The organism is Streptomyces sp. NBC_01351, assembly GCF_036237315.1.
Classification (GTDB): Bacteria; Actinomycetota; Actinomycetes; order Streptomycetales; family Streptomycetaceae; genus Streptomyces.
On record NZ_CP108356.1, the window covers coordinates 703,300 to 717,875 of the forward strand.

The following is a 14,576-nucleotide window of genomic DNA, read 5'->3' on the forward strand; positions in this document are numbered from 1 at the left end:
CACCGTTGCCGTCACCGCCGACCGTCGCCGGCGACCGATCGAGGAGCGTCCAGCCGATGTCCAGCCCCGGTTCCGGTTCCCGCAGGCGGCCGCCGACGATCGCCGATGTCGCCCAGGCCGCCTCGGTGTCGAGGACGACGGTGTCCCATGCCCTGAACGGGCTGGGGAAGGTCGACCCCCGGACCCGTGAACGCATCAAGCAGGTGGCCGCCGAACTCGGGTACCGGCCCAACCTGCGGGCGCAGCGCCTTCGCCAGGGGCACGCGAAGGCCATCGCGCTCGCTTCGTCGATGCCCTTCGCGGTGGCCGGCGGCCCCTCCCGGCTCGGCTTCTACATGGAAGTCGCCGCAGCCGCGGCCGAGCGCGCCCTGCTCCACGGGTACGCGCTCGTCCTGGTCCCGCCCGTCAGTTCCGGGTCGGCGCTGCACTCCCTCGACATCGACGGCGCGATCGTCGTCGAGCCCGACGAGGACGACGCGGCCGTCGCGCAGTTGCGTGAGCGGGGCCTGCCGTACGTGGCGCTCGGCCGCGAGGTGCGGCCGGGAACGGACGCCCCGTACGTAGACCTGCGCGGCGGCCTGGTCGCCGAGTTGTTGCTGGAGCACCTGCGCGCCCAGGGGGCCCGCCACCCGGCACTCATCATCGGCGCCGGCACCCGCCACTCCGCCGTCGACGCCCGTGCCGCGTACGAACGTGCCGCTGCCGAGCAGGGCTGGGCCCCCCTCGTCGCCACCGCCCCGGAGGAAGGCGGGGAAGAGGCCGGCTACGACCGGTGCGCGGCCCTGCTGGCCGACCACCCCGAGATCGACGCCGTCTGCGCACTCGTGGACGCCTTCGCGGTGGGCGCCGTCCGTGCGGTCCGGGACAGCGGCCGCACGGTCCCGGGCGACGTCATGGTGGTCACGCGGTACGACGGGCCGCGGGCCCGCACCTGTGAGCCCCCGCTCACGGCGGTCGACCTCCAGTTGGACCGGGCGGCCACCGACGCCGTGGACCTGCTCCTCGCCCGCCTGCGTGACGAGGACGGCGCCGTCGCGGACGCGACGGCGGTGTCGGTGGCGGCGCTGTCGGTGGCGGCGCCCGAGCCCCGCCTCGTCGCGCGGGCGTCCTCACTGCGGGTCACGGTGCCAGAATGAGCACCACCCCGGACACCAGGGCGAAGAGCAGGACCAGGGGGCGCATGCGCGCGGCGTCGACACGGCGGTGGGCAAGCCGGCTCAGCCACGCCCCGACTGCCAGGGCGGGCAGGAACAGCGCGGCCCAGCCCACCTGTGCCGGGCTCCCCTGGCCGGTCCCGAGCAGCAGGGCGAGCGAGACGACCTCGCCGACGAGGAAGCACACGGCGACCGTGGACCGCAGCTCGGCCGGCGGCCGGTGCTGGTAGACGAGGGCCAGCGGCGGACCGCCCACGCCCGTCGCGGTCTCGGTGAGACCCGTGACGAGTCCCGCTCCGAGGTAGGCGGCGCGACCGGGCACGAAGGTCGGCGCGGCCAGGCTCACCGCCGCCGCCAGTACGGTGGCCACGCCGACGACCACCCCAAGTCGCGCCTCCGGTACCGCCCAGAGCAGGACGAGCCCGCCCGGGGTCGCCACCAGTCGGGCCACCGTGATCCAGCCGGCGCCCCGCAGGTCCAGGGCATGCCGCTCGCGCCAGGCCACGTAGGCGTTCAACGGGATCATCGACGCGAGGACGAACACCGGGAGCAGGGCGGGCTGGAGCAGTCCGGCCACCGGCGCGACGATCAGTGCGAACCCGAGGCCGCTGGTCCCCTGGACAAAGGCGGCGGCGGCCACCACCAGGGCGAGGATCACCAGCGTGGCGGCGCTCACCGTACGGCGCTCCTCGCGCGTGCGTCCGTGGACGTGCGGTGTACGCGTTTCACCCCGGCCCGTTCGACCACCTCTCTGCCGAGCTCGGCCGCCCGCCGTACCAGCGCGGGGCCGTCCCAGCCGACGGGCCGGCCCTGGAACATGCGCAGCCTTCCGGCGACGAACACGGCGGTGATCTGGTCGCGGTTGCCGCGCCGCACCAGTTCCCACGGCAGGTCCCAGGACGGCCGCATCTCCGGGCCGCTCGCATCGACGAGCAGGAAGTCGGCCGCCGCCCCCGGGGCGATCCGGCCGGTCAGCGCGCCGAGGCCGACGGCATCCGCGCCGCCCTGGCCTGCGTGTTCCAGCCAGGTCCAGCCGGCGCCGCACGAGGAGTCCCCGGTGGCGAGGCCGTAGCTGAGGCGCTGGGCGAACTCGGCCGCCTCGACCAGGCGGAACCCGTCACCACGTGTGCCGTCCGTGCCCAGCCCGAAGCGGATCCCGCGTTCGGCCATGGTGGTCGCCGGAGCCACGGCGTTCCCCTTCCAGGCGCTGGCGACGGGGTTGTAGCTCACCGCGGCACCCGTGTCGGCGAGCAGGGTCAGCTCGGCAGGTGTGACCAGGGTGGCGTGGGCGGCCAGCAACTGCGGTCCCAGCACTCCGAGTTCGTTGAGGTACTCCAGTGGACGCAGGCCGTGCCGGACGAGGGAGCGCTCCACGGCGGCAAGGTGCTCGTTGACGTGGATCTGGACGACGGCGCCCGCTTCCGCGGCGAGCCGGGCCGTGCCCCGTAGCGTCTGCGCCGTCGCGGCCTCCGGGACGGAGACCGCGAGCGAAGGATGGACCAGCTCCTCCCCGTCGTAACGGGCGAGGTGCTTCTCGGCCCGGGCCAGGACGTCGGCGGACGTACGGGCCGGGCCGGAGGCGCGGGCGTGGGCCTCGCCGTCGTCGTCACCCCCGTCGCCACCCCCGTCGTCGGCGTCGTTGCAGACGAGTCCCAGTACGCAGCGGATTCCGGCATCGCTGGTGGCCCTGGCCACGACGTCGACGTCCACGGGAGCCCGGGTACCGGCATCCGCGATGGTGGTGAATCCTCCGCGCAGCGACTCGAGCGCTGCCAGCTTCGCCGCCACGTAGGCGGATTCCTCGTCGAGGGCCCCCTCCAGGGGGACCCATACCCGGCGGAAGATCTCGGAGGGCTCACCGAAGGCGAGCGCGGAACCGAAGCTCTGTGTCACGTGGTGGTGCGCGTCGACGAATCCCGGCATGAGTACGTGTTCGGGCAGTCGGACGGGTGTGAGGTGCGGGTGGTCGCGCTCCAGCCGCTCGGCAGGTCCGACCGCGCGGAAGGAGCCGTCGGCCACGACGGCCGCGTACTGCTCCATCGGGCCATCCGGGGTCATCACCACTGCGGGGACGAGGAGTTGGACTTCGTCGGCCAGATCGTGCGCGCGCAGGCCGTCCGTGGCCGGGCCGCCGGCCCCACTCGGGTCGTAGTGCGTCAGGTCGGTCATCTCGCTCTTTCCGTACGGGTCACACGCGGGGTCGGGCACTGGACCCGCCCGCGTCGAGGAGGGCGGGGACGGGCTCGGCGGCGCGCCGCCGGGCGAGCCTGGGCCGTACGTGGTGGAACAGGACGTTGAGGAAGGCCGCGGTGAACGCGCCGACGGCGACGCCGCTTTCGAGCAGGATCCGGGCATTGGACGGCAGACCCGCGTAGACCCCGGGGACGAGGATCGGCAGCAGGCCCAGCGCGATGGCCACGGCGCAGATGAACCCGTGCGAGTGCCGCTCGAGTTCCGCCTTCGCCAGCATCTGGATGCCGAGCACCGTGATCACCGCGAACACCACCATGGCGGTGCCGCCGACAACGGCGGACGGAATGGCGCTGATGGCCCGGATGACGGGGGCGAGGAAGCCGGTGACGATGAGCACGACGCCGGCCGCCGCGGTGACGAACCGGCTGCGCACGCCCGTGACGCGGACGATTCCGATGTTCTCGCCACTGGTCACCATCAGCGGCAGCCCCAGGAAACCGCCGAAGAGCGACACGAGGGCGTCACCGCGGATGGTCCGGGGAACGACCTTGCGCTTGTCGATCTCCTTGCCGACGGTCTCGGCGTTGATGACGGTCTGCCCCGTGGCCTCTGCCATGGAGGCCAGGCCGTACAGCATCAGCGGCAGTGCGGCGACGAGGTGGAACTCGGGCGACCCGAACGGCATCAGCTGCGGGGCGCTCAGGACCCCGCCTTCGGCGACGCCGCTGAAGTCGACCCGGCCGAGCGCGTAGGCCAGCACGCTTCCGGCGATCAGGCCCAGCATCACGGCGAGTTGCCGCACGACGCCGGTGAACAGCCAGTAGAGGGCGACGGTGAAGCCGATCGTCGCCATGCCGAGAGCCAGGTTCGTGGTGTTCGCGAAGCCGGGTTCGCCCGGTCGACCGGTGACGAGCAGCGCGCCGACCTTCACCAGGTTGACCCCGACGATGACGATCATCGTGCCGATGACCAGGGTGGGGAAGAACTTCAACAGCCGTGCGAAGACCGGCAGGACGACGAAGTAGAAGGCGGCGCTGATGATCACCGCGCCGGTGGCGGTGCGCACGCCGTGCTGTTCGGCGATCGCCAGGAAGAGGATCAGCGGGGCTCCGCCGGGCAGCATGACGAACGGCAGCCGCGGCCCGAACTTCCAGGGCCCCAGCGATTGGATCAGGGAACCGACCCCGGAGAGCACGAAGGCCGCCGAGAGCAGGTTCACGGTGAGGCCGGTGTCGAGGTGGAGGGTCGCGCTCATCAGGAAGATCGCCGAGACGGGGGTGGCCGCCATGACGAGGACGTGCTGGAGACCGAACAGGAGGATCCTGCTCAGCGGGCGGGATTGGTCCACGGGGTGAGGGAGAGTGCTGGGACTGGACACGTTCGAGCTCCGTTCGGCTCGCTCCGGCTTCGGCCACGATCCGGCTCCGGGCAGGGGCCAAATCGATTTGGCCAAATCGATTTGGCCGCCAGTATGTGAGGGCTCCGGGGGCCCGTCAAGGGTTGTGGACGGACCGATTCCGTCGACGTCCCGAGGGGCGGCCGGGCGACCGGACGGCCGTCACCCGGCTTCGACGCCCCGGGCAACGCCCCCGGACAACGCCCCGGCACGGCCCCGCATGAACGGCCCGAGCCGGGGCAGCCGACCCGTATGGCGACGCGCCGGTCCCGGCGCGCGTTCCGCTCATCGGAGGTAGCCATGATTCCGCTCCTGCTCGTTCTGCTGGTGATCCTGCTGCTCTTCGGAGCCGGCTTCGCACTGGAAGTGCTGTGGTGGGTCGCGATCGCCGTACTGGTTCTGTGGCTGATCGGATTCGCGGCCCGGGGCCCTGAAGGGCGCTGGTACCGCTGGTAGGACACAGCAGCAGCGCATGCCGGCGGCCCCCCACCGGGTCCGCCGAGCCGCTCGTCGGGCCGTTTACGGAGCCTCGTTCCGGGCAGACGCCGACCCGTCGAACACCGGAACACTGGAGACGGCACCTCGGAGGATTCGATGTCCACCACCACACTTCTCGCCGTCCTGATCCCGGTCGCCGTCGTGGTGATCCTCGCGTGCATCGCCGCGTGGATGTTCCGGCGGCGGCGCCGGCTGCAGGAGCGGTTCGGTCCGGAATACGACCGGACCGTGGACCACATGGGCAGCAGGCACGCCGCCCACGCCGAGCTGCGGGACCGCGAGGTCCAGCACGACAACCTCGACATCAAGGAACTCCCCGCCGATGCGCGGCACCGCTACACCGAGGCGTGGACCACCGTCCAACAGCGCTTCGTCGACCGGCCGGAAGGCGCGGTCGGGCAGGCGGACGAGCTCATCACCCGACTGATGCAGGACCGCGGCTACCCCACCGACGGATACGAGGAGCAGCTGCGCGAACTGTCCGTCGAGCACGGCCAGACCCTGGAGCACTACCGCGCGGCGCACGAGGTCAACAGCCGCAGCACCAAGGGCCAGGCAACCACGGAGGAGCTGCGCGGGGCCATGGTCCACTACCGCGCGCTCTTCGACGAACTGGTCGGAACGGCGAGGTGAGCGAAGATGCAGGACGAAGAACGGAACACGGAACAGAGCCCGACAACCGAGCAGTTGGCCCGCTCCGGAAACGGGGAGCCGCCGCCGATGTTCCCGGGTGAGGCGACCGCCGACACCCGGCAGGGAGGCCTCGACGACATGCGGCAAGGAGACCGCGAGGACATGCGGCAGGAGACGGACGCCTTGGACGCCGAGGAGACCGCGTACGAGGAGAGCCGCCCGGAACCGGAGGGGACGGCGTCCGTGCCCGAGGAGGACGAGGAAGCCGGAGCACTCCTCACCGAGCAGGAGGCCGAGGCGTACCAGGCGAGCTGGAGCGAGATCCAGGGCCGCTTCGTGGACGACCCGCAGGGCGCCGTGCGTGACGCCGACAGTCTGGTCGCCGAAGTCATGCAGACCCTCGCCGGAACGTTCTCCGCACACAAGAAGGAACTGGAAAGCCAGTGGCAGCAAGGCGGACAGGTGGCCACCGAAGACCTGCGACTGGCCCTGCAGCGCTACCGGTCCTTCTTCGGCCGGCTGCTGCGGACCTGACGAGCGCGGGACCGCCCGCCGAGTCGCCCATGGGGCGGTTCGGCGGGCCACTGCCGGGCAGACGCCGGGCCTGACGTTCGCACATCACGCGGAAGGGCAGACCCGGGCGGCTCGGCCGTTTCGACAAGCCGGCCGAACTCGCATCGAACTTCACGAGCTCCGCGCTCTTCTCCTTCCTGTGCATGCTTCTGGTGGCGGCGTTCATCACCGTCCACCTGTTCCACCGCGAGCACGTTTCCCCCTGGACCTCACGGGGCGCGGCCTGACCCGTGTCCGGGTCCTGGACTGCCTGACCCGGCTGCCGGACTTGGCGGGGAAGTGCAGGCGGATCTCGCCCCTCCGGCAGGCGGCGTGCTTCCGCCACGGTTCACTCCTGACCCGCGCAGCCTCTCGCACCGTCGGGCCTGCCTGCCCGCCTGCCCGGACCGTCCATGCCCGGCGCCGGGAGCACGTCAAGGAGGCCGGGTCACTGGCTGCTCCAGCGGGGCTCGCCGGAGTCCAAACCGCTCGACAAGGCCGGAACCGGATCGGACCGGGAACAGAAGGTCGGCGCTTACGCGACCCCCGAGTCGCCGCGCGAGGCATCCGCGGGCGGGCCGCGCCAGGCACTGTCGAGCTGCTCGCGGTGGCCGCGATGGCCGCGATGGCGATCCTGTCCGTCTACCTGCGTCAGCGCGGGTCGCCCGAGTCCAAGCCGGTCGGCGCGTCCCACGCCGCCACCGGCGTCGAGGGCTGACGCGCCTTCCCCGCCGCGTCGGCGGTGAAGACCTGGGCGGCGCGTTCGACGCGCAGGGCCTCGAGGATCCGGATCTGCCGCTCGGCGCGCCGCAGGAGCTCCCGGAGGCGTGCTCCGTCGATGCGGGGGTCCGTGGCCGCCAGGGTCTGGAGCGAGCGCCAGGCACACGCCTTGCCTTCGACGCCCAGCCGCATGGCCTCCAGTTCGACGACGTCGCTGAGCGGGGAGCGGGACACAATGCGTCCGTTGAGCTTGAGCCTGCCCGCCTTCTCGGCGAGCCAGCCGAGGGCGGTGCGGCTTCGCATCACGGGGACCCGGAGGTCGGTCATGATGCGCCGCAGGCTCTCCCGGTCCTGGGCGACTTCCTGGGCCATGGCCGCCAGTGTCGGCCCCAGGGGCGTGTCCCGGTGGGCGCGGGCCGCGCGGCGCAGGAGTTCGACTCCCGAGGCGGCGCCGGTCAGGTGGTCGTTGAGGTAGATGGCGAGGAGCTTCGGGCGGTCGTTCATGGCGGTGTCTCCGGTGAGGTGGAGTACGGGTGTCCGGTCAACGGGCTGCGCAGGGCCGAGGCACCCCGGTCCCAGGACGCACGGACGTGCCGGCCGAGGCGGTCTTCCAGGAGCAGCGTCGCCGTGCAGCCGAAGGCGATGTCGGCCTCCAGTCCTGGTTCCCCGGCGAGCAGTCCGCCGATGACCTCACGGCGCACGACTTGCTCGTGTACGGCGTCGGCCTCCACGTGCTCGGTGTAGAAGCGCTCGGCCGCCGGTCCCGCACCGCACCGCCGCATCGCGTTGGCGAGGCGACGGGATCCGGGGGAGGAGGTGACCTCCAGGCAGGCGAAGTGCCCCACGAGTGCGCCGCGGAGTGCCCGGTGCAGGCCGAAGAGCGACATCAGGTTGACGGTGGCGAGCAGGGGTGCCGGGGCACGGTCGAGGTACGTGCCGTACGTGGCGTCCAGGCCCAGGTCGGTCATGAGCCCGGCGAAGAGCGTGGCGTGGATGCGGTCGGCGCGGCCGGCCCCGAACTCGTCGTACTCGATGGCGGCCATGGCGGCTTTGGCGCGGCCGCTCAGGCGCGGGACCACCCAGAGGTGCGGGTCGGCCTCCTTGAGGTGGTAGAGGGACCGCAGGGCCGCGTACTCGCGCAGCTGCCACAGTTCGCCCTGCCGTTCGAGGTAGTGGCTCACACTGCCGGTCAGGTCGACCGGCTCCACGAGCAGCGGGGCGAAGGCCGCGTCGACGGTCTGCGGTGCGTCGTGCAGCGCGGACCGCAGGGCGTCCAGGACCACGGACTCCAGGTCCCGGCGCAGCCGGAGCAGGTCCGGATCCCACTCGCGCTCGTCGGGGACGCCGGCGAAGCCTCGGTAGTGCAGTTCGTACAGCAGGTAGAGGGCGAGCTGGAGGTCCTCGCCCCAGGGATCGGCCCCGGGCACGGATCCGGCCACGGATCCGGTGGCGCGGGCGGGCACCCGGCCGGAGCGCAGGGCGTCGACGACGGCCTGTGACAGTTCGCCCCGGCCGCCGACCAGGTCGGGGGCGGCAACAGCGGGGCCGGACGTGGTCATGGGCGGCTCCCGTCCTCGGGCGCCGCCGTGCCCCGTCGGTGTGGGCGGTGGCTGGTGTCGCACCAGGGGTAGGTCCGGCTTCGGCGGCAGGTGCACACCGCGACCACGAAGCGGTCCGAACGGGCGACCGAACCGTCCTCCAGGAGGATCTCCACCGGTCCCTCGACCAGCACCGGGCCCCCGGGCTCGACCGCCACCCGGCGGGCCGGGCAGGACGGGGACTCGGCGGGGCGGTCAGCGGCGCTGGGCACGGATGACCACCAGCTCTTCCCATTCGGCGCCCTCGACCGCGAGGCCCTGACCTTCCAGCCAGGCACGGCGGGCGCGCAGTACCGGCCCCCAGGGCACCGAGGCGTGCAGGACGACCCGGGCGTCGAGCCCGGCCCGCTCCAGGCGCCGCACCGTGGTCCGTGGACCGCACATGCCGGAGTGGACCATGAGCAGGACGCCACCGGGGCGCAACAGGGCGGCGGCCGTCGCGCAGATCCTGTCGATGATCAGGCGTCCCGTGGGACCGGCGTCCCAGGCCCGTTCGGCGCCGCGCGTCGGCAGCCGGGCGGCCGGGGAGGGGACGTAGGGAGGGTTGGCGAGGACGAGGTCGAACCGTCGGCCCCGGGTGCGGAGGGCGAAGTCTCCGTGGAGTACGCGCAGCGGCAGCCGGTGCCGCAGGGCGTTCAGGTACGTCGCGATGACAGCGGGCCAGGAGACGTCGACCGCGGTGACACGGGCTCCCCTGCCCGCCGCGTGGAGTGCGAGGACACCGGTGCCGGTGCCTATCTCCATCACCGCCGCGGCGGGGCGCAGCTCCTCCCGGGCGAGGGCCTCGTCCAGGAGTCTCGTGTCTGCCTGCGGGCGGTAGACACCGGGCGGTGCGAGCAGCCGGGGCCGGGCCCTGGCTGTCCGTCCGGTGGTCGGTGCGGTGGTCGGTGCAGTACGGGACATGATCAAGACCTCGGGCTTCCGGGTGGGGATTTCCCGGCAGTGTGGGCCGGGCTGTCTCATCGGGCCCGCCGTGGACCTGCCGGGACGCGAACCCGGTGGCCGTCCGGCCGGGCAGAGTCACCTCCCCGGTGGAGCGGACTCGCCCGGCACGGCCGCGTGCCCGTCCGGGGTGAGGTGGTAGACGGCGAAGGCCTGGTCTATGACGGGCATGGCGACGTTCCGGACCCTGATCCCGCCCGCCGTCATTCCGTGTTCGGTACCGAGATGGGCGTGTCCGTGGACGGCCAGGTCGGCGCCCTGCTCGTCCATCGCCTCGGCGAGCAGGTAGCTGCCGAGGAAGGGGTAGATCTCCCGGGGCTCACCCGCCAGGGTGTCGGGCACGGGCGCGAAGTGCGTCAGAGCGATGCGCAGACCGCAGCCCTCCTCGCGGAGCTCTCCCAGCGCCCGCCCGAGCGCCTCGGCACATGTGCGGGTGTAGCGGATGAAGGCCTTCATCTCCGGTTCGCCGAATTCGCTTCCGCTGCCTCCGGCGAAGCCTCCGCAGAAACCCTTGGTCCCCGCGACGCCCACCTTCGTAGCGCCGAGGTCGAGGGCGATCCCGTCGCCCTCCAGTACGTGCACGCCCGCCGCCCGCAGCTCCCGGGTGACGGCTTCCTGCTGATCGCTCTGGTAGTCGTGGTTCCCGAGGACCGCGACGACGGGCACCGGCAGCCCGGCCACCTCCGCGGCCACCACCCGGGCTTCCGCCGGTGTGCCGTGCCGGGTGAGGTCGCCGGCCAGCAGCAGCACGTCCGCGCACGTGCCGAGGGTGTCGAAGGCGGGCCTCAGCAGCCCGGCGCTGTCGGGGCCGAGGTGGATGTCGCCGACGGCCGCCACGCGGATCACGACAGCTCCTCGGAATGGTCGGGCGGGCGGGGGTGGCTCACCGTCAGGTCCTCGTACCAGTCCAGGCCCGCCAGCTCCTCCCCCGCGATGCGCAGGACGGCCGTCCGGCACTCCTCGTCGGGGACACGGCCCCGTACGACGGCCCGGGCGCCGTGCGTCTCGACCCGTACGCCGAGTTCGGCGGTCTCCTCGCGCGCCAGCCGGTCACGCAGGTGCTCGATGCGGTACTCGGTGATCTCGGTGGAGGTCACGTCGCTTCCTCGCTCTCGTCCGGCCCCTCGGTGCGGCGCTCGATGACCTCGAGTCTCGCGAGCAGATAGAAGAAGGCGTCCGAGAGCGGGGCCTCCCGATGGTCCCGGTCGAGGCGGTCCCAGTCGATCTGTTCGCGCAGCATGCGGGCCATGGGCAGCAGGTCGCCGAAGTCGCAGTAGTGCTCGCAGAGCGCGACGAGGCGGCTCTCCATGAGGTCGGTCGGCGAGAGGACCGGCATCCACACCGAGTCCACCGCCTTGACGCCTGCCCGCCCCAGCAGCTCCGTACTGACCGGACGCCTGGCCAGCTCGAAGATGAGGTCGATCTCCTCCCCGCCCGAACGGCCCTTGACCAGCCAGTCCTCGGGGGCCCGACGCATGGCGATGCCGCCGCCCTCCAGGGCCTCGATCGCCGCGTCGGCGTCCTCGGGCCGGACGCAGAAGTCGGTGTCGTGCTGGAACCGCGCCGGCAGACCATGGGCGAAGGCGGCCACGCTGCCCGCGAGGGCGAAGGGCTTCCCGGTGCGCTTGAGCAGCGCTGCCACGTGCTTCGTGGTTTCCAAGATCGCCTGGGTGTGGTCCTTGGGCAGCGGACCATCGGCCGGAGCCGGGGGGCTCAGGCCTCCGGGCGGGGGAAGCCCCGCCGGCGTCGGCAGGGCGGTCTTGCCGACCATGGCGCCTCACTCACGACCGAGTGCCTCGGAAATCCGTGTCGCCTTCGGCACGACACCGCACAGCACGTGGGGCACCTAACCACTCCAAAGCATCTCAAACCCGACATCGGCTCCGAGGAGTGTGCGGGGACGTGGCGGGTAGGCGCCCCACGATCCCCCGGCCCTGACAGAGGAGGCATCATGCCCCGCGGATCCAGCCCGAAGCGTGAACGGCAGTACGAGCACATCAAGGAGAGCGCGGAGAAGCGCGGCGAAAGCACCAAGCGCGCGAAGGAGATCGCGGCCCGCACCGTGAACAAGGAACGGGCCCGCTCCGGCGAGTCCAAGACGGCGAGCAAGAGCTCGACCCAGGACACCTCCTCGTCCAAGCGCGGTGGGCAGCGCTCCCACAGCGGATCGGAAGGCCCGACCTACGACCAGCTCTACGCCGAGGCCAAGCGCCGCAACCTGCACGGCCGTTCCTCCATGGACAAGGCCGAACTCAAGCGCAAGCTCGGCCACTAGCCCCGGTAGGAGGTGCGCGCATGAACCGGGCCGCACTCTTCGATGTGGACGGCACCCTCACCGACACCAACCACCTCCACGTCACCTCCTGGTGGGAAGCCCTTCGACAGGCCGGTCACGACGTGGCGATGCACGACATCCACCGCGCGATCGGCCTGCCCGGCGAGGACCTCCTCGACCACCTGCTGGGGGACGGCCACCACAAGGACGAGTACGACACCCTCGGCGCGGCGCACGACACGCTCTACGGCACGTACTTCGACCGGCTGCCCCCGCTGGACTCGGCAGCCGAGCTGCTGCGCGAACTGCACCGGCGCGGCTGGCGGGTGGTGCTCGTGACCTCCGCCCAGGACCACGAACTGGACGCGCTCCGGCGCGCCATCGACGCCGACGACGCCATCACGGCCACGGCCAGCGCCGACGACGTGAGCGAGGGCAAGCCCGCCCCCGACCCGGTCCAGCACGGCCTCGACCTCGCCGACGCACCCGCTCACAGCGCCGTATTCGTCGGCGACACGGTCTGGGACATGAAAGCGGGCGCGAGGGCCGGCGTCGCCTGCGTGGGCCTGCTCTGCGGCGGCATCCCGCGCGCCGACCTCGAAGAGGCCGGCGCCCGAGCCGTCTACCGGGACCCGGCCGACCTCCTCGGCCGCCTCGACCAGAGCCCGTTCGCCCTGACGCCGACCGGCGACGGCCCGCCGCGACCTGCCGGAAGGGAGCTCGACCCATGACCGTTCCGACCCCGGACCCGACGTCCGGGCCCCGTCCGGAGCCCCTCCACGTGGTCGTTGTCGGAGCCACGGGCAACGTCGGCAGCAGCGTGGTGCGGGCCCTCGCCGAGGATCCCGCCGTGCGTTCCGTCACGGGGCTGGCGCGCCGCGTTCCCGACTGGCGGCCGGACAAGACCCGCTGGCAGGCGGCTGACATCGAACCGGGCGGGGCGGACCTCGTAGCCCTCTTCACCGGAGCGGACGCGGTGATCCACCTCGCCTGGAAGTTCCAGCCCACCCACCACCCGGCCGAGACCTGGCGCACCAACGTTCTCGGCAGCATCCGCGTGTTCGAGGCCGTCGCCGCTGCCGGAGTGCCCGTCCTCGTGCACGCCTCCTCGGTGGGCGCGTACTCGCCCGGACCCAAGGACCGTACGGTCGACGAGTCCTGGCCCACCCACGGCTGGCCCCAGGCGGCCTACACCCGCGAGAAGGCGTATCTGGAGCGGGTCCTCGACGCCTACGAACGGGACCACCCGGACATCCGCGTGGTACGCATGCGGCCAGGATTCCTGTTCAAACGGGCGTCCGCGTCCGAGCAACGACGCATCTTCGCGGGCCGGCTGCTGCCCGCCCGCCTGGTGCGGCCAGGGCTGATACCCGCCGTACCCGATCTGCCGGGCCTCCGCTTCCAGGCCCTGCACACCGACGACGCGGCCGCCGCTTACCGTGCGGCCGCACTCCTTCCGGTGAGCGGGGCGTTCAACCTGGCCGCCGAACCGCCCATGGACGCCGCCGTCCTGGCCCGTATCCTCCGGGCACGGAGCCTGCGGATGCCCGCGAAGCCGGTTCGGGCGGCACTCGCCGCGGCCTGGCGCCTGCGCCTGGTGCCCGCCTCCCCGGACCTGTTCGACGCCGTACTGCGCCTGCCCCTCATGGACTGCGCCCGGGCGCGGCGAGAGCTGTCCTGGGAACCGGAGCACTCGTCCGTACAGGCCGTCGAAGAGTTCCTCGACGGCCTGCGAACCGGCGCGGGCATGGCCACCGCACCGCTGAGCCCGGACCGGCCGGGCGGCTGAGCCCTTTCGGCGGCTCCCTTTCGGTGCCTCCTTCTCGGCAGCCCCTACAGGTGGCTCCTGCTCCCGTGGGGGCGCGCCCAGTGGCGTGAACCACCAGCTCACGCGGGCCAAGCTCACACGGGCCAGTGGGAAATGGCCCCGGGGCACGGCTGCACCGGGGCCATCACTGCCGTCAACGTCATCCGCGCCGCATGTCGTCCGGCGGCGTGCCGCCGAGCATTCCGGTCCCGGTGGAGGGACCTCCGCCGGCGTCCATGGGGGTGATCCGCCCACGCCAGCCGCCGGTCTCCTGGCCCATTTCCTCGATGAAGCCCTTGAACCGCCTGAGGTCACCCTTGACCCGACGGTCCAGGACCCCGAGCGCGTCACCCGCCTTCTCCGCCATGCCGTGGGGCTCGAAGTCCATGGCGAGACTGACCCGGGTGTGGGCGTCGTCCAGGCGCTGGAACGTCACGACCCCCTTCTGCTCGACGTCACCGCTCACCGAGCGCCACGAGATCCGTTCATCGGGCATCTGGTCCACGATCTCCGTGTCGAATTCACGCTCGGCACCCGCCACCTTGGTCTTCCAGTGACAGTGCCGTGCGTCGATCTGGCGGACCTCCTCCACCCCTTCCATGAAGCGCGGGAAATCCTCGAACTGCGTCCACTGGTTGTAGACGCTGCCCACGGGGACGTCGATGTCGATGGATTCCTTCACCATGCTCACGGGATCACTCCTCCCTGCGGTCAAGCCGGCCGGCTGCCGGCTACGCGGCGCCTGCCCTGCCCCCAACGCTTCATGCCTGCCACCCCGTACGGGTCCTGCCGCCATTCGGCGGGGGTG

General features: G+C 72.2%; 18 protein-coding genes and 1 pseudogene. 8 read left to right on the forward strand and 11 right to left on the reverse strand.

The window, feature by feature from the left end; all coding sequences use genetic code 11:
* The first annotated feature begins 56 nt into the window (after positions 1-56).
* Positions 57-1,136, forward strand: a complete 1,080-nt coding sequence (locus OG625_RS03440; protein WP_329376577.1) for a LacI family DNA-binding transcriptional regulator — start codon at positions 57-59, stop codon at positions 1,134-1,136.
* On the opposite strand, the gene OG625_RS03445 is transcribed toward OG625_RS03440, so the two are convergent.
* The 3 genes from OG625_RS03445 to OG625_RS03455 form a co-directional block, all read right to left on the reverse strand.
* On the reverse strand, positions 1,120-1,830 hold the full coding sequence (locus OG625_RS03445) for a sulfite exporter TauE/SafE family protein (RefSeq protein ID WP_329376578.1): 711 nt from the start codon (positions 1,828-1,830) through the stop codon (positions 1,120-1,122). The genes OG625_RS03440 and OG625_RS03445 overlap by 17 nt on opposite strands.
* Positions 1,827-3,212, reverse strand: coding sequence for an amidohydrolase family protein (locus tag OG625_RS03450; protein WP_443067860.1), 1,386 nt, complete (start codon positions 3,210-3,212; stop codon positions 1,827-1,829). The genes OG625_RS03445 and OG625_RS03450 overlap by 4 nt, the downstream gene beginning before the upstream one ends.
* A gap of 130 nt (positions 3,213-3,342) precedes the next feature.
* Positions 3,343-4,695, reverse strand: a complete 1,353-nt coding sequence (locus OG625_RS03455) for a uracil-xanthine permease family protein (RefSeq protein ID WP_329376580.1) — start codon at positions 4,693-4,695, stop codon at positions 3,343-3,345.
* Positions 4,696-5,043: 348 nt separating this feature from the next.
* Between OG625_RS03455 and OG625_RS03460 the strand changes: the two genes are divergently transcribed.
* The 4 genes and pseudogenes from OG625_RS03460 to OG625_RS41380 form a co-directional block, all read left to right on the forward strand.
* Positions 5,044-5,199 carry a hydrophobic protein gene (locus OG625_RS03460; RefSeq protein ID WP_329376581.1) on the forward strand — a complete coding sequence of 52 codons (156 nt, stop codon included), beginning with the start codon at positions 5,044-5,046 and terminating at the stop codon, positions 5,197-5,199.
* 138 nt (positions 5,200-5,337) lie between these two features.
* Complete coding sequence (locus tag OG625_RS03465; protein ID WP_329376582.1) at positions 5,338-5,874, forward strand: hypothetical protein; 537 nt, start codon at positions 5,338-5,340, stop codon at positions 5,872-5,874.
* A gap of 6 nt (positions 5,875-5,880) precedes the next feature.
* Positions 5,881-6,408 carry a hypothetical protein gene (locus OG625_RS03470; protein WP_329376583.1) on the forward strand — a complete coding sequence of 176 codons (528 nt, stop codon included), beginning with the start codon at positions 5,881-5,883 and terminating at the stop codon, positions 6,406-6,408.
* Positions 6,409-6,839: 431 nt separating this feature from the next.
* Positions 6,840-6,965: pseudogene (locus OG625_RS41380) on the forward strand (hypothetical protein); the annotation flags it as partial.
* A gap of 112 nt (positions 6,966-7,077) precedes the next feature.
* Here OG625_RS41380 and OG625_RS03480 read toward each other — a convergent pair.
* The 7 genes from OG625_RS03480 to OG625_RS03510 form a co-directional block, all read right to left on the reverse strand.
* Positions 7,078-7,650, reverse strand: coding sequence for a hypothetical protein (locus tag OG625_RS03480; RefSeq protein WP_329376584.1), 573 nt, complete (start codon positions 7,648-7,650; stop codon positions 7,078-7,080).
* On the reverse strand, positions 7,647-8,705 hold the full coding sequence (locus OG625_RS03485; protein WP_329376585.1) for an iron-containing redox enzyme family protein: 1,059 nt from the start codon (positions 8,703-8,705) through the stop codon (positions 7,647-7,649). Before OG625_RS03485 ends, OG625_RS03480 begins: the two co-directional genes overlap by 4 nt.
* On the reverse strand, positions 8,702-8,956 hold the full coding sequence (locus OG625_RS03490; protein WP_329376586.1) for a CDGSH iron-sulfur domain-containing protein: 255 nt from the start codon (positions 8,954-8,956) through the stop codon (positions 8,702-8,704). Before OG625_RS03490 ends, OG625_RS03485 begins: the two co-directional genes overlap by 4 nt.
* Positions 8,940-9,647: a HemK2/MTQ2 family protein methyltransferase gene (locus OG625_RS03495; protein ID WP_329376587.1), complete on the reverse strand. Its 708-nt coding sequence runs from the start codon at positions 9,645-9,647 to the stop codon at positions 8,940-8,942. Before OG625_RS03495 ends, OG625_RS03490 begins: the two co-directional genes overlap by 17 nt.
* A gap of 117 nt (positions 9,648-9,764) precedes the next feature.
* Entirely contained in the window at positions 9,765-10,532 is a 768-nt protein-coding gene (locus tag OG625_RS03500; RefSeq protein ID WP_329376588.1) for a metallophosphoesterase family protein, read from the reverse strand.
* Positions 10,529-10,783: a BON domain-containing protein gene (locus OG625_RS03505; protein WP_329376589.1), complete on the reverse strand. Its 255-nt coding sequence runs from the start codon at positions 10,781-10,783 to the stop codon at positions 10,529-10,531. The genes OG625_RS03500 and OG625_RS03505 overlap by 4 nt, the downstream gene beginning before the upstream one ends.
* The gene (locus OG625_RS03510; RefSeq protein ID WP_329376590.1) at positions 10,780-11,457 is read right to left on the reverse strand and encodes a nucleotidyltransferase family protein; all 678 of its coding nucleotides are present in this window, start codon (positions 11,455-11,457) and stop codon (positions 10,780-10,782) included. Before OG625_RS03510 ends, OG625_RS03505 begins: the two co-directional genes overlap by 4 nt.
* Positions 11,458-11,637: 180 nt before the next feature.
* On the opposite strand from OG625_RS03510, the gene OG625_RS03515 reads away from it, so the two are divergent.
* From OG625_RS03515 to OG625_RS03525, 3 genes are read left to right on the forward strand one after another with little or no spacing between them, the layout of a single operon-like run.
* Positions 11,638-11,961, forward strand: a complete 324-nt coding sequence (locus OG625_RS03515; protein ID WP_329376591.1) for a plasmid stabilization protein — start codon at positions 11,638-11,640, stop codon at positions 11,959-11,961.
* 20 nt (positions 11,962-11,981) lie between these two features.
* A complete protein-coding gene (locus tag OG625_RS03520; protein WP_329376592.1) occupies positions 11,982-12,692 on the forward strand; it encodes an HAD family hydrolase in 711 nt (236 codons plus the stop codon).
* Positions 12,689-13,750 carry an NAD-dependent epimerase/dehydratase family protein gene (locus OG625_RS03525; RefSeq protein ID WP_329376593.1) on the forward strand — a complete coding sequence of 354 codons (1,062 nt, stop codon included), beginning with the start codon at positions 12,689-12,691 and terminating at the stop codon, positions 13,748-13,750. Before OG625_RS03520 ends, OG625_RS03525 begins: the two co-directional genes overlap by 4 nt.
* Before the next feature lie 178 nt (positions 13,751-13,928).
* Here the strand turns inward: OG625_RS03525 and OG625_RS03530 are convergent, their stop codons facing one another.
* On the reverse strand, positions 13,929-14,459 hold the full coding sequence (locus OG625_RS03530) for an SRPBCC family protein (protein ID WP_329376594.1): 531 nt from the start codon (positions 14,457-14,459) through the stop codon (positions 13,929-13,931).
* Positions 14,460-14,576 lie beyond the last annotated feature (117 nt).